The organism is Kytococcus sedentarius, from assembly GCF_041937525.1.
Lineage (GTDB): Bacteria > Actinomycetota > Actinomycetes > Actinomycetales > Dermatophilaceae > Kytococcus > Kytococcus sedentarius_A.
In genome coordinates this window covers 214,595-239,268 of record NZ_CP169391.1, presented here as the reverse complement: position 1 = coordinate 239,268, position 24,674 = coordinate 214,595, and the positions used below count along the sequence as shown (strand labels likewise).

28 protein-coding genes are annotated in these 24,674 nt (G+C 74.0%); 11 read left to right on the top strand and 17 right to left on the bottom strand.

The window, feature by feature from the left end; all coding sequences use genetic code 11:
• Positions 1-30: 30 nt before the first annotated feature.
• Positions 31-1,272, bottom strand: a complete 1,242-nt coding sequence (locus ACEY2A_RS01195) for a ThiF family adenylyltransferase (protein WP_374929064.1) — start codon at positions 1,270-1,272, stop codon at positions 31-33.
• Between the two features lie 108 nt (positions 1,273-1,380).
• Here ACEY2A_RS01195 and ACEY2A_RS01190 point away from each other — a divergent pair, with 108 nt between their 5' ends.
• Together ACEY2A_RS01190 and ACEY2A_RS01185 are read left to right on the top strand one after the other, a co-directional pair.
• On the top strand, positions 1,381-1,608 hold the full coding sequence (locus tag ACEY2A_RS01190) for a DUF3107 domain-containing protein (protein WP_374929063.1): 228 nt from the start codon (positions 1,381-1,383) through the stop codon (positions 1,606-1,608).
• Positions 1,609-1,802: 194 nt separating this feature from the next.
• The gene (locus tag ACEY2A_RS01185) at positions 1,803-3,317 is read left to right on the top strand and encodes a DEAD/DEAH box helicase (protein ID WP_374929062.1); all 1,515 of its coding nucleotides are present in this window, start codon (positions 1,803-1,805) and stop codon (positions 3,315-3,317) included.
• An 80-nt stretch (positions 3,318-3,397) separates the two neighbouring features.
• Here the strand turns inward: ACEY2A_RS01185 and ACEY2A_RS01180 are convergent, their stop codons facing one another.
• Positions 3,398-4,249 (bottom strand): PHP domain-containing protein, encoded by an 852-nt coding sequence (locus ACEY2A_RS01180; RefSeq protein ID WP_374929061.1) that lies wholly within the window; start codon positions 4,247-4,249, stop codon positions 3,398-3,400.
• A complete protein-coding gene (locus ACEY2A_RS01175; protein WP_374929060.1) occupies positions 4,246-6,018 on the bottom strand; it encodes a threonine/serine exporter ThrE family protein in 1,773 nt (590 codons plus the stop codon). The genes ACEY2A_RS01180 and ACEY2A_RS01175 overlap by 4 nt, the downstream gene beginning before the upstream one ends.
• A 292-nt stretch (positions 6,019-6,310) precedes the next feature.
• On the opposite strand from ACEY2A_RS01175, the gene ACEY2A_RS01170 reads away from it, so the two are divergent.
• Positions 6,311-7,789 (top strand): aminopeptidase P family protein, encoded by a 1,479-nt coding sequence (locus tag ACEY2A_RS01170; RefSeq protein WP_374929059.1) that lies wholly within the window; start codon positions 6,311-6,313, stop codon positions 7,787-7,789.
• Here the strand turns inward: ACEY2A_RS01170 and ACEY2A_RS01165 are convergent.
• Positions 7,734-8,954: a putative sulfate/molybdate transporter gene (locus ACEY2A_RS01165; protein ID WP_374929058.1), complete on the bottom strand. Its 1,221-nt coding sequence runs from the start codon at positions 8,952-8,954 to the stop codon at positions 7,734-7,736. The genes ACEY2A_RS01170 and ACEY2A_RS01165 overlap by 56 nt on opposite strands.
• A 73-nt stretch (positions 8,955-9,027) precedes the next feature.
• Between ACEY2A_RS01165 and ACEY2A_RS01160 the strand changes: the two genes are divergently transcribed.
• From ACEY2A_RS01160 to ACEY2A_RS01145, 4 genes are all read left to right on the top strand, one after another.
• Complete coding sequence (locus ACEY2A_RS01160; protein ID WP_374929057.1) at positions 9,028-9,555, top strand: MogA/MoaB family molybdenum cofactor biosynthesis protein; 528 nt, start codon at positions 9,028-9,030, stop codon at positions 9,553-9,555.
• The gene (locus ACEY2A_RS01155) at positions 9,552-10,028 is read left to right on the top strand and encodes a molybdenum cofactor biosynthesis protein MoaE (RefSeq protein ID WP_374929056.1); all 477 of its coding nucleotides are present in this window, start codon (positions 9,552-9,554) and stop codon (positions 10,026-10,028) included. The genes ACEY2A_RS01160 and ACEY2A_RS01155 overlap by 4 nt, the downstream gene beginning before the upstream one ends.
• On the top strand, positions 10,025-11,032 hold the full coding sequence (gene moaA / locus ACEY2A_RS01150) for a GTP 3',8-cyclase MoaA (protein WP_374929055.1): 1,008 nt from the start codon (positions 10,025-10,027) through the stop codon (positions 11,030-11,032). Before ACEY2A_RS01155 ends, moaA begins: the two co-directional genes overlap by 4 nt.
• Before the next feature lie 159 nt (positions 11,033-11,191).
• Positions 11,192-12,073, top strand: coding sequence for a serine protein kinase RIO (locus ACEY2A_RS01145; protein ID WP_374929054.1), 882 nt, complete (start codon positions 11,192-11,194; stop codon positions 12,071-12,073).
• Positions 12,074-12,097: 24 nt separating this feature from the next.
• Here the strand turns inward: ACEY2A_RS01145 and ACEY2A_RS01140 are convergent, their stop codons facing one another.
• The 7 genes from ACEY2A_RS01140 to ACEY2A_RS01110 are packed head-to-tail and all read right to left on the bottom strand — an operon-like array spanning position 12,098 to position 16,976.
• Positions 12,098-12,337: a MoaD/ThiS family protein gene (locus tag ACEY2A_RS01140; protein WP_374929053.1), complete on the bottom strand. Its 240-nt coding sequence runs from the start codon at positions 12,335-12,337 to the stop codon at positions 12,098-12,100.
• Positions 12,334-12,624 carry a DUF6457 domain-containing protein gene (locus ACEY2A_RS01135; protein WP_374929052.1) on the bottom strand — a complete coding sequence of 97 codons (291 nt, stop codon included), beginning with the start codon at positions 12,622-12,624 and terminating at the stop codon, positions 12,334-12,336. The genes ACEY2A_RS01140 and ACEY2A_RS01135 overlap by 4 nt, the downstream gene beginning before the upstream one ends.
• Complete coding sequence (locus ACEY2A_RS01130) at positions 12,621-13,226, bottom strand: molybdenum cofactor guanylyltransferase (RefSeq protein ID WP_374929051.1); 606 nt, start codon at positions 13,224-13,226, stop codon at positions 12,621-12,623. The genes ACEY2A_RS01135 and ACEY2A_RS01130 overlap by 4 nt, the downstream gene beginning before the upstream one ends.
• On the bottom strand, positions 13,223-13,729 hold the full coding sequence (gene moaC, locus ACEY2A_RS01125) for a cyclic pyranopterin monophosphate synthase MoaC (RefSeq protein ID WP_374929050.1): 507 nt from the start codon (positions 13,727-13,729) through the stop codon (positions 13,223-13,225). Before moaC ends, ACEY2A_RS01130 begins: the two co-directional genes overlap by 4 nt.
• Positions 13,729-14,952 (bottom strand): gephyrin-like molybdotransferase Glp, encoded by a 1,224-nt coding sequence (glp, locus tag ACEY2A_RS01120; RefSeq protein WP_374929049.1) that lies wholly within the window; start codon positions 14,950-14,952, stop codon positions 13,729-13,731. Before glp ends, moaC begins: the two co-directional genes overlap by 1 nt.
• Positions 14,953-14,974: 22 nt before the next feature.
• Positions 14,975-16,216, bottom strand: coding sequence for a ThiF family adenylyltransferase (locus ACEY2A_RS01115; RefSeq protein ID WP_374929048.1), 1,242 nt, complete (start codon positions 16,214-16,216; stop codon positions 14,975-14,977).
• A 43-nt stretch (positions 16,217-16,259) separates the two neighbouring features.
• Complete coding sequence (locus ACEY2A_RS01110; protein ID WP_374929047.1) at positions 16,260-16,976, bottom strand: general stress protein; 717 nt, start codon at positions 16,974-16,976, stop codon at positions 16,260-16,262.
• Between the two features lie 74 nt (positions 16,977-17,050).
• Here ACEY2A_RS01110 and ACEY2A_RS01105 point away from each other — a divergent pair, with 74 nt between their 5' ends.
• Genes ACEY2A_RS01105 through ACEY2A_RS01095 form a run of 3 tightly spaced genes read left to right on the top strand, consistent with a single transcriptional unit; the run spans position 17,051 to position 20,298 of the window.
• Positions 17,051-18,373, top strand: coding sequence for a magnesium transporter MgtE N-terminal domain-containing protein (locus ACEY2A_RS01105; RefSeq protein ID WP_374929046.1), 1,323 nt, complete (start codon positions 17,051-17,053; stop codon positions 18,371-18,373).
• On the top strand, positions 18,363-19,178 hold the full coding sequence (locus tag ACEY2A_RS01100; protein ID WP_374929045.1) for a DUF1003 domain-containing protein: 816 nt from the start codon (positions 18,363-18,365) through the stop codon (positions 19,176-19,178). Before ACEY2A_RS01105 ends, ACEY2A_RS01100 begins: the two co-directional genes overlap by 11 nt.
• Entirely contained in the window at positions 19,165-20,298 is a 1,134-nt protein-coding gene (locus ACEY2A_RS01095) for an Mrp/NBP35 family ATP-binding protein (protein WP_374929044.1), read from the top strand. Before ACEY2A_RS01100 ends, ACEY2A_RS01095 begins: the two co-directional genes overlap by 14 nt.
• 117 nt (positions 20,299-20,415) lie before the next feature.
• Here ACEY2A_RS01095 and ACEY2A_RS01090 read toward each other — a convergent pair whose 3' ends face one another.
• From ACEY2A_RS01090 to ACEY2A_RS01080, 3 genes are all read right to left on the bottom strand, one after another.
• Complete coding sequence (locus ACEY2A_RS01090; protein ID WP_374929043.1) at positions 20,416-20,850, bottom strand: twin-arginine translocase TatA/TatE family subunit; 435 nt, start codon at positions 20,848-20,850, stop codon at positions 20,416-20,418.
• A gap of 100 nt (positions 20,851-20,950) precedes the next feature.
• Positions 20,951-21,577 carry an O-methyltransferase gene (locus ACEY2A_RS01085; protein WP_374929042.1) on the bottom strand — a complete coding sequence of 209 codons (627 nt, stop codon included), beginning with the start codon at positions 21,575-21,577 and terminating at the stop codon, positions 20,951-20,953.
• 92 nt (positions 21,578-21,669) lie between these two features.
• Positions 21,670-21,840, bottom strand: a complete 171-nt coding sequence (locus ACEY2A_RS01080; protein ID WP_374929041.1) for a DUF3117 domain-containing protein — start codon at positions 21,838-21,840, stop codon at positions 21,670-21,672.
• Between the two features lie 286 nt (positions 21,841-22,126).
• On the opposite strand from ACEY2A_RS01080, the gene ACEY2A_RS01075 reads away from it, so the two are divergent.
• Positions 22,127-22,951 (top strand): enoyl-CoA hydratase/isomerase family protein, encoded by an 825-nt coding sequence (locus tag ACEY2A_RS01075; protein WP_374929040.1) that lies wholly within the window; start codon positions 22,127-22,129, stop codon positions 22,949-22,951.
• A gap of 1 nt (position 22,952) precedes the next feature.
• Here ACEY2A_RS01075 and ACEY2A_RS01070 read toward each other — a convergent pair whose 3' ends face one another.
• From ACEY2A_RS01070 to ACEY2A_RS01060, 3 genes are all read right to left on the bottom strand, one after another.
• A complete protein-coding gene (locus ACEY2A_RS01070; RefSeq protein WP_374929039.1) occupies positions 22,953-23,387 on the bottom strand; it encodes an SRPBCC family protein in 435 nt (144 codons plus the stop codon).
• A gap of 85 nt (positions 23,388-23,472) precedes the next feature.
• Complete coding sequence (locus ACEY2A_RS01065; protein ID WP_374929038.1) at positions 23,473-23,772, bottom strand: DivIVA domain-containing protein; 300 nt, start codon at positions 23,770-23,772, stop codon at positions 23,473-23,475.
• Positions 23,773-23,817: 45 nt separating this feature from the next.
• Positions 23,818-24,594 carry a TIGR00730 family Rossman fold protein gene (locus tag ACEY2A_RS01060; protein WP_374929956.1) on the bottom strand — a complete coding sequence of 259 codons (777 nt, stop codon included), beginning with the start codon at positions 24,592-24,594 and terminating at the stop codon, positions 23,818-23,820.
• Positions 24,595-24,674 lie beyond the last annotated feature (80 nt).

Sequence of the window (24,674 nt, the reverse complement as noted above, 5' to 3'; positions counted from 1 at the left end):
CTCCCCGCCGACCGGGGAACACCGGACAGATCACCAGATGGGCAGCTCGGGGTCGACCTCCTGGGCCCACTGCATGAGGCCGCCGTCCAGCACGTACACGCCGGCCAGACCCTGCGCGTGCAGCTGCCGGGCGGCCTCGGTGGAGCGGCGCCCGTTGCGACAGAAGACCACGACGTTGTCATGGGGACCGAACACCTCGCGGGCCGCCCCCTGGCGGACCTCGTCGAGCTCCAGGTGGAAGGAGCCCTCCAACGAGGCCACCTCGCGCTCGTGGGCGCTGCGCACGTCCAGCAGTGCGAAGGGCTCGAACTCCTCGCGGTTGGCCAGCATCTCCTGCAGCGTCGCGGCGCCGATGAGGGGTGGGCGCCAGTCCTCCTCGCCGGCCATGATCGGGATGGCCTCGGTGTGCGCCCAGGCCCGCTCGGTGGCCGCGGCCGGGCGGCACACCGGGCACTGCGGGTCGGCCGCGCGGCGATCGTCGGACCACTGCTGGGTGAGCGTGTCCACCTGCAGGATCCAGCCCAGCAGCGGCTCCCCCAGCGCCAGCACCAGCTTGAGCACCTCGGTGGCCATCACCATGCCCACCTGACCGGTCACCGGCCCGAACACACCCGCCTCGGTGAACTTGAGCTCCGTGGAGGTCGTGGGCTCGATGTCCGGGGTGCACTCCGAGCACGGACCGTAGGGCGGCCACCAGACGGCCACCCGGCCGCTGAACTGCTCCACCGAGCCCCACACGTGCGGCACGCCCAGCTCCGCACTCACCCGAGCCAGCACGCGGCGGCTGGCCGCGTGGTCGGTGCAGTCGACGATGACGTCGTAGCGCTCGAGCAGCTCGAGCGCGTTCTCCTCGGTGACGTATCCCTCCACCTGGCGGACGGCGACGCGGTCGTTGATGCGGTGCACCCCGGCCGCGGCGGCCTCCACCTTGGGCCGCCCGACCCACTCGGTGGCGAAGATCGGCTTGCGCTGCAGGTTGGACAGCTCCACCGCATCGACGTCGGCCACCAGCACCTCGGCGACCCCCGCGCCGGCCAGGTACTCCAGCACCGGCGAGGCCAGGCCACCCAGGCCCACCACCGCCACCCGCGCCGCGGACCAGCGCCGCTGCCCCACCATCCCGATGCCGGGGGTGGCGATGTGGCGTGCGTAGCGCTGCACGGTCGCGCGGTCGAACTCCGGGGCGAGGTCCGCCAGCGGGTGTCCCGGGCCGGGCATGCGCGGCTCGGCCGGCGCCGGGGAGGATGCGGGGTCGATCTCGGCGGGGGACATGCATCCACCCTACGCACGGTCGGGCCCGGGGGGACGACCTACGCTGGGGGCCGACGCCCCCGGCCGGGCCCCCACCCGGCCGTCCCCCGAGCAGAAGCGAGGAACACCATGGACATCCGCATCGGCATCCGCGAGGTCGCCCGCGAGGTCACCCTCGAGTCCCGCCAGTCGGCCTCCGAGGTGGAGGCCCTCGTCACCGCCGCCCTGTCCGGCGAGACGCAGGTGCTGACGCTGGAGGACGCCCACGGGCGCCGCGTGATGGTGCCTGCTGCCCACATCGGCTACGTCGACCTCGGCAGCGAGGACCGCGGCCGCGTGGGCTTCGGCACCGTCTGACCGGCGCGCCGGTCCCACAGCGGCCGGCCGGGCCACCGGGTGCCCCTAGGATGGGCCCGACACCCGGTGCCCGGTCGGCACACCGTGAACGGGGCGGGACGCCCCACGCCGCACGCGCGGCCCTGCGCGAACGCGCCTGAAGACATCTCCGATCGGCCCGCAGCCAGCGCCCCCGGCGCGCGATCAGGAGATCCATGACCGACAAGACCTTTGCCGACTTCGGCATCCACCCCGACATCGTGGCCGCCCTCGCCGACGGCGGGATCATCCATCCCTTCCCCATCCAGGCCATGACCCTGCCGGTCGCCCTGGACCGACAGGACATCATCGGCCAGGCCAAGACCGGCACCGGCAAGACCCTGGGCTTCGGTGTGCCGATGGTCCAGAACGTGGTGGGCCCCACCGACGAGGGCTTCGACGCCCTGGAGCGCCCCGGTGCCCCGCAGGCCCTCGCGGTGGCCCCGACCCGTGAGCTCGCCCTCCAGGTGGCGGGCGACCTGGAGCGTGCCGCCGCCCGCCGCGGTGTCCGCGTGCTGACCGTCTACGGCGGCCGTGCCTACGAGCCGCAGATCGAGGCCCTCGAGCGCGGCGTGGAGATCGTGGTGGGCACCCCCGGCCGCCTGATCGACCTCGCCGAGCGGGGCCACCTCACCCTCGCCCACGCGCGCACCGTGGTGCTGGACGAGGCCGACGAGATGCTCGACCTGGGCTTCCTCCCCGACGTGGAGAAGCTGCTCTCGATGACGCCCGCCGGCCGCCACACGATGCTGTTCTCGGCCACCATGCCGGGCGCCGTCGTGGCCATGGCCCGCCGCTACATGAACCAGCCCACCCACATCCGCGCGATGGAGGAGGTGCCGGGTGCCGGCGCCACCGTGGAGGCGATCGACCAGTTCGTCTACCGCGCCCACGCCATGGACAAGGTGGAGATGCTCGCCCGGCTGCTGCAGTCCGAGGGCCGCGGGCTGACCATCGTGTTCACCCGCACCAAGCGCACCGCCGCCAAGGTGGCCGACCAGCTGGTGGAGCGCGGCTTCGCGGCGGCCGCCATCCACGGCGACCTGGGGCAGGGCGCCCGCGAGCAGGCGCTGCGCGCCTTCCGCACCGGGAAGGTGGACGTGCTGGTGGCCACGGACGTGGCGGCCCGCGGCATCGATGTGGAGGACGTCACCCACGTGGTGAACTACCAGTGCCCCGAGGACGAGAAGACCTACCTGCACCGCATCGGACGCACCGGGCGTGCCGGCAAGAACGGTGTGGCCGTCACCCTGGTGGACTGGGACGACCTGCACCGCTGGGCCGTGATCAACCGGGCGCTGGAGCTCGGCGCCCCGGAGCCGGCCGAGACCTACTCCACCTCCCCGCACTTCTACGCCGACCTGCGCATCCCCGCCGAGGTGACCGGTGAGCTGCCCTCCGCCCAGCGCACCCGGGCGGGCCTGAAGGCCGAGGAGCTCGACGACGCCGGTGACCTCAAGTCCCCCCAGCGGGGCGGCTCGGGGCGCGAGCGCACCGGCGGCCGGTCCGAGGGCGGACGCGGCGGACGCGGCGGCCGACAGGGCGGTGGCGGCCGGGGTGGTCAGGGCTCCCGCGAGCGCGGTGCGGGCCGCAGCGAGTCCAGCCGCACCGCGCCGGTGTCGGAGAACGGGGAGGGTGGCGCGCGCCGCCCCCGCCGCCGTCGCCGCACCCGGGGTGGCGCCTCGGAGTGAGCTCCGCCGCGTGAGTCCGGCCCCCGTCGTGCACCCGCACGGCGGGGGCCGTTGCCTCGCCCGCGATGGGGGCCGCGCGGTCAGCGGGCCAGGAACTCGCCGAAGACCTCCAGCGGCGTGGTGTTCTCCGCCAGCAGGTTGGGCTTGCCCGCCCCGTGGTAGTCGCTGGAGCCCAGCGGCACCAGGTCCAGCTCCGCCGCCCAGGTGGCCGCGAGCGCGCGTTCGGCGGGGTCGTGGTCGCGGTGGTCCACCTCGATGCCCTGCAGGCCCAGGTCCACCATCTCCTCCACCTCCTCGCGGGTGACGCTGCGCCCGCGGAGGGCGGCCAGCGGGTGGGCGAGGGCCACCACTCCCCCGGCCTCGCGGACGGCGCGCAGCACGTCGGCGGCGGCGGGCACGGGGTGGGGCAGGTTGTACCGCCCGCCGCGTCCCAGCGGGCCGGCGAACGCCTCATCGCGGGTGGCCACGGTGCCCGCGGCCACCAGGGCGTCGGCGATGTGGGGGCGCCCCGGGGTGGCCCCCGGCGGGACGTGCGCCCACACCTCATCGGGGGTCCAGCCGAGGTCCTCGGCGACCATCGCCGCCATCCGGTCCATGCGCTCGTGGCGCCCGCGGACGGTGGCCTCCAGCAGCCCCACCAGGGCCGGGTTGCCCGGCTCCAGCCGGTGCGCCAGCAGGTGCACCGAGACCGGGCGCTCGCCGGGCCGCGGCACCTGGGCACTCACCTCGATGCCGCCGAACACCTCCACCCCCAGCGCCTCCCCGGCGGCCCTCGCCTCCGCCCACCCGGAGGTGGTGTCGTGGTCGGTGAGGGCCAGGGCGCCGAGGCCGAGCTCGGCGGCGCTGCGCACCACCTCGGCGGGGGTCTGGGTGCCGTCCGAGGCCGCGGAGTGCGTGTGCGGGTCGATGCGGTGACGCAGGTCGGTGCTCACGTCTCCACCACCCGGCTGGCCTTGCGCTCGGAGCGCGACATGCCGTTCACCGCACGGTAGATCCAGGTGCCCAGGCTGACACCCGCGGCGAGCGCGAGCCCGCTGGCCACCGCCGACAGGATCTGCTGGATGCCCATGAAGTAGGTGTCCGGGTCGTTGTCCATGAGCAGGAAGAGCCCGCGATAGACCATCCCACCGGGCAGGAAGGGCGCGATCACCGCGGTGGTCAACGCCAGGGAGGGCACGTGCAGCACCCGTGCCACCCACTGGGCCAGGAAGGACACGAAGGCCACCGCGATGAGCACCCGCATCTCGTAGCTGATGCCGCCGGCGTCCACCGCCCAGTACACCGCGAAGGCGGTGGCGCCCAGCATCGAGGACAGGACGGCCGCCCGCATCGAGGCGTAGGTGGCGATGGCGGAGAAGAAGCAGAACACCGCCGAGCTGACCACCAGTGTGGGCAGGTGGTCCGAGAGGTACGGCCGGGTCAGGATGGTCATGCTCAGGCCCGCTCGTTGCGCGGCCGAGAGCACCAGCGAGACACCGATGGCGACCCCGGCCGTCATCACGACCACCTCGAAGGCGCGGGCCCCCGCGGTGACGTAGTAGCCGTCCAGGGCGTCCTGGGCGGTGCCGACCACCCCCAGACCGGCGAGCAGCACGATGATGCCGGCCGCCACGATGAGCGAGTGGTACTGGTCGCCCGGGGGATCCAGGGGAATCGGCCCGAGCGTGAGCTGGTACTTCTCGATGGCGTAGATCGCCACGGCCACGGTGGTGGGAATGGCCGCGGCCACCACCTGACCGAAGAAGGGCGGCAGCCCCCACCGGCCCAGGCGCGAGATCGTCTGGTCGATGAACAGTGCGGAGAAGAAGGTCAGGATCCAGGTGACCCAGTCCGCGCCGAGCAGCGCCGAGACGGCTGCGCCCATCATGGCCAACGAGCCACTGGCCACCCACGGCCGGTACGCCCGGGGCGCGTGGAGGATCTCCTCCAACCGGGCGGACGCCGCATCGAGGTCGTCCGGGGCGGTCGCCAGGCTGTTCACGAAGGCCTGCAGCCGCTCCACGACCATGTAGTCGGGGGTGCGGGCGCGCACCACGCGCATCACCGACAGGGGGTCCTCCCCCATGCCCCGGTGGATGCTCACGGTGATGGAGGTGAACGTGATGTCGACGTGCGCCGAGCGCACGCCGAAGGCACTGGTCAGGCGCAGCAGGGTGGCCACCACGTCGGCGGCCGGGGTGCCCGCGGCGAGCAGGGCCTCCCCGGTGCGCAGCGCGAGGTCGATGACGTGGCGACCGCGCCGCTCGTCGAGGTCGCGGTCGCCGGAGTCCACCAGGGGGCTGGCCGATGCCTTGCTGGGCCGCACGACGTCCGCCAGACGGATGGCCCGGCGACGGGTGCCGCCGCGGATGGTGCCGGGGGCGAGCTGCTCCTGTACCCCGGGCGCGAGCACGACGGCCTCGTTCTGGCCGGTGGTGACCGAGCTCGCCCGCAACGGGGCGGTACCCGGGGTGGTGACGGGCGGGACCGGGGCGGGGTGCGTGGTGTGCGCGGCGGTGGGGTGCGCGGCGGTGCCCGGAGCCCCGCCGGCGCCAGTGCTGGTGCCCGGAGCCCCGCCGGTGCCAGTGCTGGTGCCCGGGATCGCGCTCTGCGCGGTGGTCTCGGGGCTGCCGATGCGCGAGTGGCTGGGCAGCGCCTGCGTGGGGTCCGACGCACCCCGCGCCACCGACTTCAGGGAGCGGGGCGCACGGGACGGGGACACGCGGCCAACTGTCGCCCGGAACCCCGTGCTTTCACAAGTCCCGGGCGTCTCCGGGCGCTCCCGTGCCGCGGTGGGGCCTCCCGTGTGGCAAACCGGTCGCTCCCCCACGCTGCCGTGTGACACAGCGGTCGCCCTGGCAGCCACATCGCCACACGCGCCGGGCTCCAACAGCCACATCGCCGCACGCGCCGGGGCCCCGGCAACCGCATCGCCACACGCGCGGTGCCGCTGCCCCCGCTGCCCGCCCCGCACCGGCAGCCCCCGGCCCGGGGCGCCGTGACACACTGCACACGTGAGTGAAGAGCAGAAGCAGCAGGACCACCGCAGCCGACCCGATGGTGAGAACTTCCGCGCGTTCATCGCCGCCGACTGGGCCGAGCGCGACTTCTCCGGGGTGCGGCCCCTCGAGGCCGCCCAGTACGCGGCTCCCCGACGCACGGCGCTGGCCGAGAAGTTCCCCGGCGAGACCCTGGTGGTGCCCGCCGGCGGACTGAAGGTGCGTTCCAACGACACCGACTACGTCTTCCGCCCCCACTCGGCCTTCGCCCACCTGACCGGTCTGGGCGCCGACCGCGAGCCCGATGCGGTGCTCGTGATCCGCGCCGGTGAGGCCGGCACCGAGCCGGAGGCCATCTTCTACTTCCGCCCCATGGCCGCGCGGGACTCCGAGGAGTTCTTCGCCGACTCGCGCTACGGCGAGTTCTGGGTGGGTCCGCGCCCGGTGGAGGAGGACATCCGCCGCGAGCTGGGCCTGGACGCCCGCCACGTGGACCAGCTGGAGGCCGACCTCGAGGCCGATGCGGAGCGCCTCCGCGTGGTGCCCGACGCCGACCGCGACATGACGGACCTGATCCGCCGCGTCCGGGGCGACGCCGGCGACGCCGAGGCCGCCCGCGCCAAGGACGACGAGCTGGCCCGCGCCTGCTCCGTGCTGCGCCTGGTGAAGGACGACTGGGAGGCCGACCAGATGCGCGCCGCGGTGCAGGCCACCGGCCGCGCCTTCGACGCGGTGATCGAGAACCTCGACGAGGCCGTCGAGCGCGGCCGCGGCGAGCGCTGGATCGAGGGGGTCTTCGGCCTCCACGCCCGGCACGCCGGCAACGGGGTGGGCTACGACTCCATCGTGGCCTCCGGCGACCACGCCAACACGCTGCACTGGATCCGCAACACCGGCGACATGAAGCCCGGTGACCTGCTGCTGCTGGACGCCGGCGTGGAGGTGGACTCGCTGTTCACCGCCGACGTCACCCGCACGCTGCCCATCAACGGCACCTTCACCGACACCCAGCGCAAGATCTACGACGCGGTCTACGCGGCGCAGGAGGCCGGCATTGCCGCCGTGAAGCCGGGCAACAAGTTCGGTGACGTGCACGCCGCGGCCATCCGCGTGATCGCCGAGCACCTGCACTCCTGGGGTCTGCTCCCCGAGGGTGTCAGCGTGGAGGACACCCTCAAGCCCGAGGGCCAGTACCACCGCCGCTGGATGGTGCACGGCACCAGCCACCACCTGGGCATCGACGTGCACGACTGCGCGTTGGCCCGCCGCGAGGAGTACCTGGGTGCCGAGCTGCTGCCGGGCATGTGCCTCACGGTGGAGCCGGGCCTGTACTTCAAGGCCGACGACCTCAAGGTGCCGGAGGAGTTCCGCGGCATCGGCGTCCGCATCGAGGACGACGTGCTGGTGACCGAGGACGGGTGCGAGAACCTCTCGGGCTTCATGCCCCGGACGGCCGACGACGTCGAGGCGTGGATGGCCCGCCTGCGCGGCTGAGCGCCCACCACACGGCCCACCACACGAGGCAGCCGGCCACCAGCGCCAGCGCCAGGTGGCCCCGGAAGCCCACCAGGCCCACGGCCACCGCCAGCAGCACCTCCCAGGAGCCCTTCAGGTCGCGCAGGAGCGCGACGTGGAGGGCTCCTGCGACGGCGAGCAGTGCGGCGAGCACCACCACCGGGAAGTGCGCCAGCACCCCCGCCAGCCCCGCACCGACCCCCAGCGCGAGCACCAGCAGCACCACCCCCAGCGCGATGGGGGCGCCGCCGGTCCGTGCGCCGAAGGACCGGTGGGCGGTCATGCCCCCGGCCCCGTGGCAGACGGGCATGCCGCCCACCGCACCCGCCAGGAGGTTGGCCACGCCCAGCGTGCTGGCCAACCGGCCCGGGGTGACCCTCCCGGCCCGCCGCCCGTAGTAGGTGCGCGCCACGTCCGCGGTGGCCACGCAGGAGTTGGCGAAGGTCAGCGGCAGCTGCGGCAGCACCAGCACCACGGTGGCGGTCAGCAGCGTCGCGAGCGACAGCTCCGGCCGCACCAGCTCCGAGGGCCCCCACGCCACCGGCCCGGAGTGCGTGGCCAGCATGACCACCACCCCGGCCACCACCAGCACCAGCGCAGAGGCCCACCGCCGCAGCACCACGGCCGCCCCCGCGAGCGCCACCACACAGGCCACCGCCGCCACCGGGCCGGGGTGCGGCCCGGGGAAGCTCGCCGGCGGATCGGTCGCCAGCCCCCACGCCAGCTTCAGGAACAGCAGCCCCACCGAGAGCTGCACGCCCCGCACCACCGGCCGGGGCACCAGTCGCGCCGCCCGGTCGATCCACCCGGTGGAGCCCAGGCCCAGGAAGAGCACCCCCATCACCAACGCCCCTGCGGCGATCACGTCCGACCCCAGCCCCTGCGCCACGGCAATGGCACCGAAGGCCTTGAGCGGCTGCACCGGCACCGGCACGCGGTAGAACAGCCCAGCCACCACGTAGAGCAGCCCGGCGGGCAGGAGCACGGCGGTGGCCGAGAGACCGTTCACCAGCACCAGTGCCACCGCGATGGGCACGAGCACCCCCAGGTCGGCCACCGCGCCGGCCAGCTCGCGCGCGTCCCAGCGGGGGCGCGTCAGACCGTCGCCGGGGGCGCTCGCGGGCGGCGGACCGGAAGGGGGCATGGGCGCATCGTAGGAGCCCGGCCGGACCCCGCGGACGCCCGCTGGCCGCGGGGTGGGAGATAGGCTGGCCCGAATGCACACGCCCCTGAAGGTCACCGTCGTCACGGTCTCCGACCGCGTGGCGGCGGGGGTCCGTGAGGATCGTTCCGGGCCGCTCGCGCAGGAGCTCGTCACGGCGTCGCTGGGCGTCCGGGCCGAGCTCACCGTGGTGCCCGACGGCGCCGCGTCGGTGGCCGATGCGGTGCGCGCAGCCCTGGCGTCCGGCTCCCGCCTGGTGGTGACCACCGGTGGCACCGGCGTCTCCCCCCGCGACCGCACCCCCGAGGGCACCGCCCCCCTGCTGGACCGCGAGCTGCCGGGCGTGGCCGAGGCCATCCGCCGCGCCGGTGCCGAGCACACCCCCCACGCCGTCCTCACCCGGGGGCTGGTGGGCGTCGTCGATGCGGGCAGCCGCACCGGATCCGATGGGGAGAGCGGTCACCCCGGTGCCGTGGTGGCGAACCTGCCGGGCAGCACCGGCGGCGTCCGCGACGGTCTGGCGGTGCTGCTGCCGCTGGTGCCGCACCTGCTGGACCAGCTGGCCGGGGGTGACCACACGTGAGCACCGACCCCGTGCCCCCGTCGGCCACCGACCCCCGTGTGGTGCACGCCCGCATCAGCGACCAGCCCCTGGACCCGGTGGCCCTGGAGCAGCTGGTGGCCGGTCCGGCCGACGGCGCGGTGACCACCTTCACCGGCCGCGTGCGCGACCACGACCCCGAGGCCAGCGGCGAGGTGGTGTCCCTGGACTACAGCTGCCACCCGGACGCCGAGGGCGTGCTGCGCCAGGTGGTGGCCGAGGTGCTCGCCACGCAGGACCCCGAGGGGACCACGCACGTGGCGGTGGCTCACCGCATCGGACATCTGGAGGTGGGCGACCTCGCCATCGTGGTGAGCGTCGCCTCGGCCCACCGGGCGGTCACCTTCACGGTCTGCGAGGCGCTGGTGGAGCAGGTGAAGGCCCGGGTACCGGTGTGGAAGCACCAGCACGAGGCCGACGGGCGGGCGACCTGGTCGAACCTGGGGCTGGCGTGAGCACGGCAACCGGCGGGCTCGTCGACCGCTTCGGTCGCGTACACACCGACCTGCGCATCTCGCTGATCGACAAGTGCAACCTGCGGTGCACCTACTGCCTGCCGGCCGAGGGCGTGCCGTGGATGGCCAAGGACGAGCTGCTGACCCGCGAGGAGCTCGTGGCCGTGGCACGGGTGGCGGTCGAGAGCGGCATCACCAGCATCCGCCTCACCGGCGGGGAGCCACTCCTGCGCCCGGACCTCGAGGAGCTCGTGGCCGACCTCGCCGCGCTGGAGGGCGATGCCGGACCGCTGGAGCTGTCCATGACGACCAACGGCATCGGGTTGCACCACCGCGCCCACCGGCTGGCCGATGCGGGGCTGTCGCGCGTGAACATCAGCCTCGACACGGTCGATGAGGAGACCTTCCGCCGCATGACCCGTCGCCCGCGGCTCGATGCGGTGCTGGCCGGGGTGGACGCCGCGCTGGCCGCCGACCTGCGCCCGGTGAAGGTCAACGCGGTGCTGGTGCGGGGGCAGAACGACCACCAGGCGGCGGACCTGCTGGCCTGGGCGGTGGAGCGTGGGGTGGAGCTGCGCTTCATCGAGCAGATGCCGCTGGATGCCGGGCACACCTGGGACCGCGGCGACATGGTGACCCGCGCCGAGGTGATGGAGCGGCTGTCCGAGCGCTTCACGCTCACGCCGCTGCCGGGGCGCGGGGCCGCACCCGCGGAGCGCTTCGTCGTGGACGACGGTCCGGCCGTGGTGGGGCTGATCGCCTCGGTGACCGCACCCTTCTGCGGGGCCTGTGACCGGCTGCGCGTCACGGCCGACGGCCAGCTGCGCTCCTGCCTGTTCGCCCGGTCGGAGACCGATCTGCGCGGCCCGCTGCGGGCCGGGGCGGACCATGCCGAGCTCACCGCGCTGTTCCGGGAGGCGACCCTGGCCAAGCAGCCGGGGCATGGCATCGACGACCCCGGTTTCCTGCAGCCCCCGCGGCCCATGAGCGCCATCGGCGGCTGAGCGCGCGGCCAGAAATTCGATTGCCGCTGCTCCGGCGGCCCGGGAGGATGGCTGCAGCGACACCACCGGAGTGCTCGCCTGACGAGAGGAGGCCCGAGATGACGACGACGGCCCTGCGTACCCGTTGCGCCCAGAACCTTCTCTCCATCAGGAGCACCCTTGTCGCACCACGACACCCCCAGCACCACCTCCTCTGAACAGCACGACCTGACCGAGCGCGACCTGCTCGCCCTGGAATGGGTCGACATCGATGAGGCCGACGAGGCCGCCGGTCAACGCCCCACCACCTACTGGTCGGTCGAGCGCGGCTGCCGCGGCCCCGACCCCCTGCCCGCCTGGGTCGTGACCGATGCCGGAGCGATCGACACCGACCTCGGTGTCCTGAAGACGGGCAAGGAGGCCGACGTGTTCCTTCTGGAGCGCGCCGCCACCGACGGCTCCGGCCACCGCACGCTCATGGCCGCCAAGCGGTACCGCGGCGAGGAGCACCGCCAGTTCCACCGGTCGAGTGCCTACACCGAGGGCCGTCGGCAGAAGAAGTCGCGCGACGCCCGCGCCCTGGCCCGCAAGAGCGAGTACGGGCGGGCCGTGGCCGCCGGCCAGTGGGCGTACGCCGAGTGGTTCGCGCTGACCACCTACCACCAGGCGGGCCTGCCGGTCCCCTACCCGGTGCAGATCGACGGGACCGAGCTGCTGCTGGAGTTCATCGGCACCCCCGACGGCGTGGCCGCGCCCCGTCTGGCCTCCACCCGCCCCGATCCGCAGACCCTGGCGTCCTGCTGGCAGCAGGTGCGGCAGATCGTCCTCGGGTTCGCCCAGCAGGGCGTGGCCCACGGTGACCTGTCGCCCTACAACCTGTTGGTCGATGCCGGACGCGTGGTCGTGATCGACCTCCCCCAGGTGGTCGACGTGGTCGCGAACCCACAGGGCCCGGCCATGCTGCACCGCGACTGCGTGAACGCCACCCGCTGGTTCACCAGCCGGGGGCTGGACGTGGACGCCGAGGAGCTGTTCGCCGAGGCGGTCGCGCTGGCACTCTGAGCACCCGCGGACTCCACGCCGGGCTCAGCCACCGGCGAAGGGCGGCAGCACGTCCACCACCGTGCCCTGCGGCACGGGCGTGCTGCCGTCCGCCCGGCGCCCCTCCACCAGGACGGCGCAGCGGGCGGCCACCGCGGCCAGGCGCTCGCCGTGGCGGGCTGCTGCGGCATCGAGCACCTCGGCCACGGTGGTGCCCGGGTAGTCACCCTCGGCGCACCCGGCTGCCTCGGCCGCCGCGGCGAACCACCGCACCCGCACGCTCACGAGGCGTCCTCGGCGTCCGACTCCGCCGCGGGGATCCGCGCGAGGACCCGCTCGGTCGCCTCGGCCATCGTCAGCCCGGGGTCCTGCGCCAGGGCGTACCCGAGCACGAAGGCGGTGACCGGCGCCATCGGACGGTCCACGCCGTGGGCGACGTCCTTGGTGAGGTCCAGCACGGCGCGCACGTCCACCACCTCGGGGTCGATCTCGAAGGCGGCACAGACCTCGGCGATCCAGTCCCGCCACAGCTGGGGCACGTGCTGGGTGCGGCTCGTCGGCTCGGGGGTCATGCGGTGTGCTCCTCTCGCGTGAGTCGGTCGGCCCACCGGGAGTGGTCGGCCCACGTGTCCACATCCTCCACCGCCACCGGGGCGGGGCGGACCTCGTGTCGATGCAGGTCGCCCAGCAGTGCGCGCAGGGGCAGGTCCCGCGCGGGCCCCAGGGGGGCAGCGGCGCGGGCCAGCGCGCTCCACCGGTGCACCCCGAGCAGCCACTGCGGGCGGCCCGCGGCGTCCACCGCGAGCACGGAGTCGACGGCCCGGCCCACACCCTCCACCGCCGCCAACAGCTCCGGCACCACCTCACCGGCCCCGGGCAGGTCGCACGCGAGCACCAGCACCCAGTCCGCCGCGGAAGACTCCGCCCCGAGCCGCTCCAGCCCCGCCACCACCCCGGCCGCGGGCCCACCACCGGGCGGGTCCTCGCGCGTCAGCAGCACGCCCTCGGGCACGGGCAACTCCCCCACCACGACCACCTGCCGCGCGCCCTGGAGCGCGCCCAGCACGTGGTCCACCAACCGCTGCCCGGCCAGCTCGACCTCCCCCTTGGACACCCCGCCCAGGCGACGGCCGCCACCCCCGGCGAGCACCACCGCATCGACGACAGGTCTCACGCGCGCTCGCCCGGGTCCTCACCGGGACGCACCCAGGTGCCGCTGCGGCCGCCCTCCTTGCGCACCAGCCGCACGTCGCGCAGGTGGGCGGAGCGGTCGGTGCCCTTGACCATGTCGATGACCGCGAGCGCGGCCACGCTGACGGCGGTGAGCGCCTCCATCTCCACCCCGGTGCGGTCGGCGGTGCGCACGGTGGCCTCCACGCGCACACCGGTGTCGGTCACCTCCAGGTCCACCACCGCCCCGTGCACACCGATGGTGTGCGCCAGCGGCAGCAGCTCGGGGGTGCGCTTGGCGGCGGCGATGCCGGCCACGCGGGCCACGGCCAGCACGTCACCCTTGGGCACGGTGCCGGAGCGCAGCAGCTCCACCACCTCCGCGGAGCAGACCACCTCCCCGCGGGCGGTCGCGGCGCGCACGGTCGGCTCCTTGGCGGTGACGTCCACCATCCGGGCGCGGCCGGCGGCATCGAGGTGGGTGAAGGGCTGGGCGGGATCGGTCATCAGAACCTCATCAGGGGGTGGACGTCACCGGGGCGGACGTCGGTGACGTCCTGGGGCACGGCGAACAGGGCATCGGAACGGGCCAGGGCGGTGACCATGTGGGAGGCCGAGCCGCGCTGGTGGGCCGGCGTGGCCACCAGACGGCCGGCCGCATCGGTGGTCGTGGCCACGGGCACCAGCTGGCGGCGTCCCGGGGGGCTCGACCACGCGCTGCCCGCGACCGCCGTCCCCCACGCGGGGGCCGCGGTGCCGGTCAGCGCGGCGAGGACTGCGCGGCCGAAGAGCTGCCACGAGACCGCGGCCGAGAGCGGGTTGCCGGGGAAGGCCAGCACGGGCACGCCCCGCCAGGTCGCGTGACCCTGCGGCTTGCCCGGCTGCATGCGCACGTGGCGGAAGGTGCCGCTGCCCGCATCGCCCAGCACGATGCGGGCGACGTCGTAGGTGCCCACCGACACCCCGCCGGAGAGCACCACGAGGTCGCACGAGGCGGTGAGCTCATCCAGGCGCGCGGTGAAGGCGTCCACCTCGTCGGGCACGGGTGGGCCGGTCACCACGTCCGCGCCGGCCTCCCGGGCGGCGGCCGCGAGGAGGACGCCGTTGCTCTCGTGGATCTGACCGCGGCGGAGGGGTCCTCCACCGGTGACCAGCTCGTCACCGGTGGCCAGCACGCCCACCACAGGGCGGCGGCGCACCCGCACGGTGGCCACCCCGGTGCCGGCCAGGGCGCCGAGGGCCGCGGGGTCGAGCAGGGTTCCCGCCGGCAGCACCAGGTCGCCGGCGGCGAGGTCCTCCCCCGCCCCGCGCACGTGCGCCCCCGCACCGCCGCGCGAGAGCTCGCGCACGAGGACCTCGTGGTCCCCCGCATCGGTCAGCTCCACCGGCACGACGGTGTCGGCCGCCGTGGGCACCGGTGCGCCGGTCATGATGCGGGCGCACTCGCCGGCGGCCAACGCGGGGTCGTCGGGGCTGCCGGCCGGGAGGTCCGCGACCACCCGCAGGCGTGCGGGCAGGTCGTCGGCGAGGTCGGCGGCGCGCACGGCGTAGCCGTCCATGGCCGAGTTCGCGAAGGCGGGCACGTCCCCCGCCGCCCGCGCGTCCTGGGCAAGCACGCGTCCCAGCGCGGCGGCGGTGTCCACCACCTCGCTGGCGACGGGCGCGGTGACGAGGGCGACGACCTCGGAGGTGTACTCCTCGGTGCTGAGCACCTCACGCTGGGCGGTCACGGGCAGCCTCCTGGGGTGGTGGTCAGTAGCGCGGGAGGGACGGGTCCACCTGCTCGCGCCAGGCCAGCATCCCACCGGTGAGCACCCGGACGCCGGGGACACCCCAGCCGATGAGGTGCTCGGCGGCCGTGGCGGCACGCACCCCGGCCTTGCACACGCACACGACGCCGGGGGCCGATGGGGTGATCTCACCCGGGGCTGCCTCGCCCCGGTGGTCGCCCCCGGGGAGCACGCCGGCGGCCGCCAGCTCGGCCCGGGCCGACGCGGGGTCGTCCAGGATGCGGTCGAGCGGCAGGTGCACCGCGCCGGGGACCACCCCCATCGCGAGCTCCCCGGCGCTGCGCACGTCGAGGACCAGCGGCGGCGGGTCGGCGGCCAGGGCGCCTGCCAGCGCCGTGGGGGTGACGCCCGGCGGGGCACTGTCGGTGGGCGCGAGTGCGTCGGTGGGCGCGAGTGCGTCGCCCGCCCCGGGGCCACCGGCGAGCGGGAGCTCGGAGAACCGCATCGAGGCGGCGTCGACGAAGAGCAGGCGCCCCAGCATCGACTCCCCCGTGCCGGTGACCAGACGCACCACCTCCAGCGCCATGGCCGAGCCCACGAACCCGCACAGGGCACCGAGGATCCCCGCGTCCCCGCAGGAGGGCACCGTGGCCGGGTCGGGCGCCTGCGGGAAGAGATCGGTCAGCCGCACCGGCGCCACCGGCTCGGCCCCAGCGGCCGGGCGGGGCGCCGCCCAGAAGGTGGTGAGCTGGGCCTGGTCGCGCAGGAGCGAGCCCCAGACCACCGGCATCCCGAGCTGGGCGGCGGCCGCATCGAGCACGTAGCGGGTGGGGAAGTTGTCCGTGGCGTCCACCACCAGGTCGTGGTCGCGCAGCAGATCGGTGGCGGTCTCGGTGGTGAGGCGGCGCTGCACCGGGTGGAGGGTGGTCTCGGTGCCGGTGGCGTGCAGGGACTCGACGGCGCTGACGGCCTTGGGGCGTCCCACGTCGTCCAGGCCGTGGAGCACCTGGCGCTGGAGGTTGCTGGCCTCCACCAGGTCGTCGTCGATGACGCTCAGGCTCCCCACCCCAGCAGCCGCGAGGTACTGCAGCACGGGGCACCCCAGTCCCCCGGCACCCACCACCGCCACCCGGGCGGCGCGGAGCCGGCGCTGCCCGGTCAGCCCCAGACCGGGGAGCAGCACGTGCCGGGCGTAGCGCTCCACCTGGGCCACCGACAACTCACCCGCCGGCTCGACGAGGGGTGCGAGCCGGCGGGTGGTCACGGAGTCCTGGTGCACGGGGACGGACCCCACCACGCGGTGGGCCTCAGCCCTGCGGGCGGCGCGGCGCGTGAGGGTCCTGCGCCGGCTGCTGGCCGTAGTGACCCTGCTGCGGCGCCTGCTGGCCGTACTCCGGCTGGCCGTGCTGACCCTGCTGCGGCGCCTGCTGGCTCTGCTGGTCGACCGTCGCACCGCTCTGGCGGCGCGCCTCGTCCACGGCCTCGCCATAGGTGCGCAGCGGACCCTCGTGCACCGGGGCCGCCTGCGCGTTCAGGCCCAGCAGCTCCCGCGCGGAGGCCACCTGGGCGGACTCGGCGAGGATCTCGTAGCTGGTGGCCACCACGGCGGTCACCGAGGTGAAGTCCCGGCGACCCCGCGTCATCGCATAGCCCAGCGCGGCCCAGACCGCACCGAAGAGGGCACCGGCCAGCAGCGTGGTCGCGAGGATGGCCCAGAAGCCCTCGTCGCTGAAGAGCGACATGATCAGGCCCACGAAGGCACCCAGCCACAGACCGCTGAGCAGCCCACCCAGCAGCACCCGACCCCAGGAGAGACGGCCGGTGACGCGCTCCACCTGTCGCAGGTCGCTGCCCACGATGGCCAGCTGGTCCACCGGGAAGCCCTTGTCGCTCAGGTGGTCGACGGCGCCCTGCGCCTCGGTGTAGTCGTCGTAGGTCGCCACGGAGCGGGGGTTCTTCAGCTCCAGCAGCGAACGTCCGGCGCCCAAACCGGCCTGGGGTCCCATGCCTGACTGCGTGCTCATGGTCACAGTCTCTCCCAGATCCCTGATCGTTGCCTGAGAGCTTGCCGAGTGCCCTCCCGACTACCCTTGCCGACGTGAGTGCAGCCCGCGTGTTCGTGTCCCACCTCATCGGCCTCGGCGTGTTCGACCCCATCGGAGACCGGGTCGGGCAGGTCCGCGACGTCGTGGTCCAGCACTCCTCGGCACGGCAGGTGACCCGCGTCATCGGCATGGTCTTGGAGGTCCCCGGGCGCCGCCGCGTGTTCGTGCCCATGACGCGCATCACCTCCATCGACGCCGGCCAGGTGATCACCACCGGACTGCTGAACATGCGCCGCTTCGAACGGCACCCCCGCGAGGTGCTGGTGCAGTCAGAGCTCTTCGACCGCCAGGTGCACGTCACCCTGGACGAGGACGACGTCTTCGACGCGACCATCGAGGACATCGGCATCACCCAGCAACGCAACCGGGACTGGCACGTCACCAAGGTGTTCGTGCGCAAGTCCGACCCCACCCAGCGCCGCCGGCTCAGCCTGCGCCGCCGGGGCGAGACGCTGGTGGTGGACGTGGAGACGGTGGCCGGCATGCACACCGAGGACGCCTCCCAGGGCGCCGACCGACTCATCGAGTCCTTCGAGGAGCTGAAGCCCGCCGACGTCGCCGACGCCCTGCAGGAGCTCACCCCCAAGCGCCGCCGCGAGGTGGCCGACGCCCTGCCGGACGAGAAGCTCGCCGACGTGCTGGAGGAGCTGCCCGAGGAGGACCGCGTCGCCATCGTGGCCGCCCTCACCACCGACCGCGCCGCGGACGTGCTGGAGGCGATGCAGCCCGACGACGCCGCCGACCTGCTGGGCGAGCTGCCCGACGCCACGGCCGCGGAGCTGCTGGGGGCCATGGAGCCCGAGGAGGCCGAGCCGCTGCGCACCCTGCTGACCTACGGCGAGGACACCGCCGGCGGCATGATGACCACCGAGCCGGTGATCCTGGGGGCCGACGCCTCGATCGCCGAGGCCCTGGCCACCGTCCGGCGCGCGGAGCTCCACCCCGCCCTGGCCGCGATGGTGTTCGTCTGCCGTTCCCCGCTGGAGGTCCCCACCGGCAAGCTGCTGGGCGTGGTGCACCTCCAGCGGATGCTGCGCGAGCCACCGCACGAGTCGATCGGCGCCATCATCGACAGCGACATCGAGCCGCTGGACGTGGACGCCAGCCTCGGCGAGGTGACCCGCTCGATGGCGAACTACAACATGATCTCGCTGCCCGTGGTGGACGAGGACCGACGCCTGCTGGGCGCGGTCACGGTGGACGACGTGCTCGACCACATCCTCCCGGACGACTGGCGCGAGGACCGAGACGAGGAGGCCCCGGACGTCACCGCGGCCCTGAGCGTGCAGGACGAGGAGGCAGCCCATGGCGCTTGAGACCGACCCGGACGAGCGGGCCCAGCGGCTGCGCGAGCTGCGGGAGCGCCGCGACCGCCGCAAGGCCGTGGCCGGCACCTCCGGCCACGGCGGCCCCCGGACCGCACCGATGAAGACCATCGACCGCCACGAGCCCAGCGGAGGCGGCCTGTCCTCCCCGCAGGTGGCACGGCGCCGGCTCCCCCGGCCGCAGGTGGACTCCGAGGCCTTCGGCCGCGCCAGCGAGGCGTTCGCCCGGTTCATGGGCACCCCGCAGTTCCTGCTGTGGATGACCCTGTTCGTCACCGTGTGGCTGGGCTGGAACACCTTCATGCCCGAGAGCGCGCAGTTCGACCCACGGGCACTGAACTACACGCTGCTGACGCTGATCCTCTCGCTGCAGGCCTCCTACGCGGCCCCGTTGATCCTGCTGGCGCAGAACCGCCAGGACGACCGCGACCGCGTGAGCATCGAGCAGGACCGCGCCCGCGACGAGCGGAACCTGGCGGACACCGAGTTCATCACCCGTGAGGTCGCCTCGTTGCGCCTGACCGTGGGCGAGATGGCCAGCCGTGACTACGTGCGCTCCGAGCTGCGGGACCTCCTGGAGGACCTGCTGGAGGAGCTGGACGAGCGCGAGGCCCGCCGCGGCCAGCCGGGCGAGACGTCCGGTGGGACGACCACCGAGGGGGGCGACACCGCATCGGAGGCCGGGCTCCCCGCAGCGGAGGGCGATGACGCATCACCCACCCGCGCGCCCGCCTCCCCCCGGCGTGGGGGCGCCACCCGCAGCGGCACGTACGATGGAGGGCATGCCCACTCCTGATCTCGATGCCATCCAGCGTGCCCTGAGCACCGTCCAGGACCCGGAGATCCGCCGCCCGATCACCGAGATCGGCATGGTCGGTGACGTCCGCCTCGACGAGGCCGACCCCGGCCACGTGACCGTGCGGATCCTGCTCACCATCGCCGGGTGCCCCATGAAGTCCACCCTCGAGAAGGACGTCACCGCCGCGGTCTCCCAGGTGGAGTCCGTGGAGCGCGTCACGGTGGAGATGGGGGTCATGGACGACGAGCAGCGCGCCCAGCTGAAGCAGACGCTGCGCGGCGGCCAGGCCGAGCGCGAGATCCCCTTCCAGCGCCCGGACAACATGACCCGCATCTACGCGGTGGCCTCCGGCAAGGGCGGCGTCGGCAAGTCCTCGGTGACCGTGAACCTCGCGGCCTCCATGGCCGCCCAGGGCATGAAGGTGGGCGTCGTGGACGCCGACATCTACGGCTTCTCCGTGCCCCGCATGCTCGGCGTGCAGCACCAGCCCACGCAGGTGGACGAGATGATCATGCCGCCGGTGGCGCACGACGTGAAGGTCATCTCCATCGGCATGTTCGTGCCCGGCAACCAGCCGGTCGTGTGGCGCGGCCCCATGCTGCACCGGGCCCTGCAGCAGTTCCTCTCCGACGTGTTCTGGGGCGACCTCGACGTGCTGCTGCTCGACCTGCCCCCGGGCACCGGTGACATCGCCATCTCGGTGGCGCAGATGCTGCCGGGCTCCGAGCTGCTGGTGGTCACCACCCCGCAGCAGGCCGCCGCCGAGGTGGCCGAGCGTGCCGGCGCCATCGCGATGCAGACCAAGCAGCGCGTGGCCGGGGTCATCGAGAACATGTCCTGGCTGGAGCTGCCGGACGGCACGCGCCAGGAGATCTTCGGTGCGGGCGGTGGTCAGACGGTCGCCGAGTCCCTGAGCCGCACCATGGGCGGTGAGGTGCCGCTGCTGGGTCAGGTGCCGCTGGACACCCGCCTGCGCGAGGGTGGCGATGCGGGGACGCCCGTCGTCCTCTCCGCGCCCGACAGCGCCGCCGGCTCGGCCCTCAACGACATCGCCTCCGGCCTGGGGCAGCGCGCCCGTGGCCTCGCCGGGCGGAAGCTGGGCATCAGCCCGGTCTGATCGCGTGGTCAGATCAGCCAGCGCCCGGCGCGGCACACGAGGAGGCCCTCCCCATCGATCATTCGATGCGGAGGGCCTCCTCGCGCGGTGAGCGGGGCGACAGGCGGCCGGCGCGGCTCAGGTGGCGTCGGTGTCGTACGGGGTGGGCGCCAGGGGGTCGTAGCCGTGCGGGTTGCCCCAGCGGCGGCCGGCGGGGGCGGCGGACTCCCCCGGGGACGGCGCCACGGCGGCGCGGGACTCCTCCACGCCGGCCTCGCTCACCTCATCGTCCTGGGCGAAGGGGTTGAGCGCCTCCACGTCCTCCATGAGGGCCTCGCGGACGATGCGCTTGGGGTTGTACTGGCGGGGGTCCCACTTGCGCCAGTCCAGGTCGATGTCGTCGCCCACCTGCTCGCGCAGGTCGCCCTTGGCCTGGTTGGCCATGTCGCGGGCCTGGCGGATCCAGCGGCGCAGGTTCTCGATGGCACCCGGCAGCCGGTCCGGGCCGATGAGCACCAGCATCACCACCAAGATCAGCAGCAGCTCCCACTGCGACATCCCGAAGATGTTCACCTGCGTGCTCCCGTCCTGGTCGTCGGTGCCGCCGGCACGTGCGCACGGCGACAACGCCCCCGCCGCCGGGAGCGTGCAGGCACAGTGTGCCAGTCCCCCCTCACGGCATCACCGCCGCCGCCACCCCCGCGCCCACCGGCACGATCACCGCGTCGGAGTCCAGCGCCCGCCAGTCCTCCAGCACGGAGCGGACCATCTGGGTGGCGGGGCTGCGGTCCACCGGGTCGGCGAGCCGTCCGCCCAGGCCCACGCCCACCATCGCCAGCAGACCCCCGGGGCGCACCAGCCGGCGGGCCTGCTCCACCTGCTCGGCGAGGTCGGAGCTGGTGGCGTCGAGCACCACGAGGTCGTAGGCCGCATCGCGCAGGCGGTTCATGACCTCACCGGGGCGCCCGGGCATCACGCGCCAGCGGTGCTGCGGCACGCCCGCCGAGGTCGTCGCGCGGCGGGTGAGGGCGGCCTCGGCCTCGTGGTCGATGCAGGTGAGCGCACCGTCGGTGGGCATCCCCTGCAGGATCCACAGCGGCAGCGCGCCCCCGAGGGTCGTGGCGGTCACCGCCGCCCGGGCCCGCGAGGTGCGGGCCAGCAGGCGCAGCACGGCCCCCTCGGCCGCGACCTCCCGGCCGCGCGCCTGCGTGCGGGCCAGGTCGGCCGCATCGGCCTCCCCGGCCGGCGGCGTCGACCAGTGCTCCGCGTACCCCACCAGGGCGGCCTGCTCACGATTCATGGGGCCACACTATGCGGCCACGCACCCCCCGGAGGACGGGCAGGCCCCCACCCCGAGGGGCGAGGGCCTGTCAGCAGGGCGGTGACGGCTGGTCAGCCACCGACGCAGTCGTTGATGACCTTCCCGAGGTCCTTGGCCTCGTCGGGCGTCATCTCCACGACCAACCGGCCGCCGCCCTCCAGGGGCATGCGCAGGACGATGCCGCGGCCCTCCTTGGTCATCTCCAGGGGGCCGTCGCCGGTGCGGGGCTTCATGGCAGCCATGATCTACCTTTCGTCGTCGTGCCGATCGCTGGGTGCGGGATCAGCACCGGATGGTCCAGCAGGCGCGGGACCGCTGTGGCGGGACCCATTATCTCTCATCCGCGGGAGTGCTTCCCCCGGATGGCTCTCCAGCGGCGGATCGTCACCCAATCGCAACCCGGCGGCGGGTGCTGGGTCGAGGGCGGGCCCGGCGGCGCGGTACCCCACCGCCGGCGGGTGCGGTGCGCCCTGCGGCCCACAGGTGGCAGGCTCGGGGCAGCAGACCCGACCCTCCAGGAGGACGCCCGTGAGCGACCAGCCCGCCCAGACCGACTCGTCCCAGCAGACCAGCCAGCCCGTCCTGCTCGACCTCGCCGACGGGGTGGCGACGGTGACCATCAACCGTCCCGACGCCATGAACGCGCTGGACGTGGCCGTGAAGGACGCGCTGCTCGCCACGCTGCAGCAGGTGGCCGAGGACCCGCTGGCCCGGGTGGTGGTGCTGACCGGAGCCGGGGACCGCGCCTTCTGCGTGGGCCAGGACCTCAAGGAGCACATCCGGCTCCTGGACGAGGCCGACCCGTGGGACACCGTCGTGGACCACTACAACCCCATCGTGACGCTGCTGGCGGAGATGGAGAAGCCGGTGATCGCCCGCATCAACGGGGCCTGCGCCGGGGCCGGGGCGGCCTTCGCGATGGCGTGCGACCTGCGGATCATGGCCGAGGAGGCAGCCATCAGCTTTGCGTTCTCCGGCATCGGGCTCTCGTGCGACTCGGGCACCAGCTGGCACCTGCCGCGCCTGGTGGGTCCGGCGCGGGCTGCGGAGATGCTCATGCTGGGCGCCAAGCTGTCCGCTGCCGAGTCCCGCGACGCCGGGCTCGTGGGCACCGTGGTGCCGGCGGCGGAGCTGGACGCCGCCGTGAACGCGCTGGCCCAGCGGCTGGCGCAGGGTCCGACGCTGGCGTTCGCCGGCATCAAGGCCTCGCTGCGGACCGCGCAGGGGACGGACCTGGCCGGGGCACTGGCGTTCGAGTACACGCAGATGGAGCGCACCGGGTCCAGCCGGGACCACCGCGGCGCCGTGCAGGCCTTCCTGGCCAAGGAGCAGCCGGTCTTCACCGGCGAGTGAGTCAGCGGCGGCGGACGCCGGCCTCTGCCTCGTCGATGGCGCGGCGCAGGTTCTTGTCCACCGCGCGCTCCACGGACCCGGCGGCGCCGGGGGTCGAGGACTTCACGGCCTCACGCCAGGAGATCCGGCAGCCGCGGGGGTGTGGGGTGAGCGTGACGTCGCACCAGCCGGCCAGTTTCGAGCCCACCCGGCGCAGCGAGAACGCGGCCGGTCCCCCGGAGGGCGGCGTCCAGCGGGTCACCTTCAGGGCGTCACGCGCCGAGACGAGACCCAGCGGCGTGCGGGCCTCGAAGGTCCACCCCACGGCGACGGGGCCGGGGGAAGCAGAGGTCACCCGGTAGGGCGTGAATCGGCCAGAACCGGTGAAGTCGGCGATGAGCGGCCAGAGGGCCTCCACGGGGGCGTGTGCGAAACGCTCCACCTCGAACGACTTCACGGTGTTCCTCTCTGGTCCGGTGCAGGGGTCATGTGCGCCGGACGGTGCGAACGGCGCACATCACCATGCCATGAAATGGCTTGTGTCACAGGTCGGCGCCGCGGTGCTGTCGCATCTCGGCCAGTGCGGCATCTCGCGCCTCGAGCTCCTCGGCCATGCGGCGCAGCATGTCGTCGACCTCCGCCATACGGTAACCCCGGATGGCGGTGGGTAGACGCAGTCCCCGCACGTCCTCACCGTGCAGCGGCCCGTCCGGCAGGTGCACGGCGGCCTCGCCGGGGAGCTCCGGAGGCAGCGCACCCTCGCCGGCTGGGAGCCGTCCGATGACCACTGCGGCCACCCAGGCCACGACGCAGGCCAGCAGGGCAACGAGAACGACCACCATGGCGCTGATCATGGCACGGCGGGCGGGTTCACGCCCGCAGGGCCCTCACTCCGGCTGGCGGCCCCGCCGTACGGCGCCGGGATTCTCCACGATGTGCCGGACGGCGTCGGCCGGGTCGTCGGTGAGGTACATCAGGTCGAGATCCTTCGGCGAGACCATCCCCCGCTCCAGGAGCACGTCACGCAGCCATTCCAGCAGCGGCTGCCAGAAGTCCACCCCGATGAGCGCGATGGGGAAGTGCGTCACCTTGCCCGTCTGCACCAGGGTCAGGGCCTCGAACAGCTCGTCCAGCGTGCCGAATCCACCCGGCAGCACGATGAAACCCTGCGCGTACTTCACGAACATGGTCTTGCGCACGAAGAAGTACCGGAAGTTCACGCCGAGGTCCACGTGGTCGTTGAGGCCCGCCTCGAAGGGCAGCTCGATGCCCAGGCCGATGCTGTCTCCCCCGGCCTCCTTGGCCCCGAGGTTGGCGGCCTCCATCGTCCCCGGTCCCCCGCCGGTGATGACGGCGTAACCGTGCTCCACCAGCAGGCGCCCGACCTCCTGGCCGTAGGCGTAGGCCGGGGAGTCCTGCGCGGCGCGCGCCGAGCCGAACACGCTGACCGCCGGACCGATCTCCGCCAGGGCGCCGAAGCCCTCCACGAACTCGGCCTGGATGCGCATGACGCGCCACGGGTCGGTGTGGATGAAGGAGCCCTGGCCGTCGTTGCGCAGCAGGCGCTGGTCGGTGGTCTCCTGCGGCACGCGGCGGCCCCGCAACCGCAGGGGCCCCTTGTAGTAGTCCCGCCGCCGCGTGGGACGGCCCTCGGGCTGTGGCACCTCGCGGGCAGGGTCCGTGGCGGCGCCGGCCCCCTCGGGGAGGTCGTCGTGCCGGCGGTCCTGCGGGTCGGGGGAGCTCG

Coding starts and splice junctions, on each gene's coding strand:
- ACEY2A_RS01195 (WP_374929064.1), bottom strand. CDS start 1,272: ATGTCCCCCGCCGAGATCGACCCCGCATCCTCCCCGGCGCCGGCCGAG.
- ACEY2A_RS01190 (WP_374929063.1), top strand. CDS start 1,381: ATGGACATCCGCATCGGCATCCGCGAGGTCGCCCGCGAGGTCACCCTC.
- ACEY2A_RS01185 (WP_374929062.1), top strand. CDS start 1,803: ATGACCGACAAGACCTTTGCCGACTTCGGCATCCACCCCGACATCGTG.
- ACEY2A_RS01165 (WP_374929058.1), bottom strand. CDS start 8,954: ATGCCCCCTTCCGGTCCGCCGCCCGCGAGCGCCCCCGGCGACGGTCTG.
- ACEY2A_RS01160 (WP_374929057.1), top strand. CDS start 9,028: ATGCACACGCCCCTGAAGGTCACCGTCGTCACGGTCTCCGACCGCGTG.
- ACEY2A_RS01135 (WP_374929052.1), bottom strand. CDS start 12,624: ATGACCCCCGAGCCGACGAGCCGCACCCAGCACGTGCCCCAGCTGTGG.
- moaC (WP_374929050.1), bottom strand. CDS start 13,729: ATGACCGATCCCGCCCAGCCCTTCACCCACCTCGATGCCGCCGGCCGC.
- ACEY2A_RS01110 (WP_374929047.1), bottom strand. CDS start 16,976: ATGAGCACGCAGTCAGGCATGGGACCCCAGGCCGGTTTGGGCGCCGGA.
- ACEY2A_RS01100 (WP_374929045.1), top strand. CDS start 18,363: ATGGCGCTTGAGACCGACCCGGACGAGCGGGCCCAGCGGCTGCGCGAG.
- ACEY2A_RS01095 (WP_374929044.1), top strand. CDS start 19,165: ATGCCCACTCCTGATCTCGATGCCATCCAGCGTGCCCTGAGCACCGTC.
- ACEY2A_RS01085 (WP_374929042.1), bottom strand. CDS start 21,577: ATGAATCGTGAGCAGGCCGCCCTGGTGGGGTACGCGGAGCACTGGTCG.
- ACEY2A_RS01080 (WP_374929041.1), bottom strand. CDS start 21,840: ATGGCTGCCATGAAGCCCCGCACCGGCGACGGCCCCCTGGAGATGACC.
- ACEY2A_RS01065 (WP_374929038.1), bottom strand. CDS start 23,772: ATGGTGGTCGTTCTCGTTGCCCTGCTGGCCTGCGTCGTGGCCTGGGTG.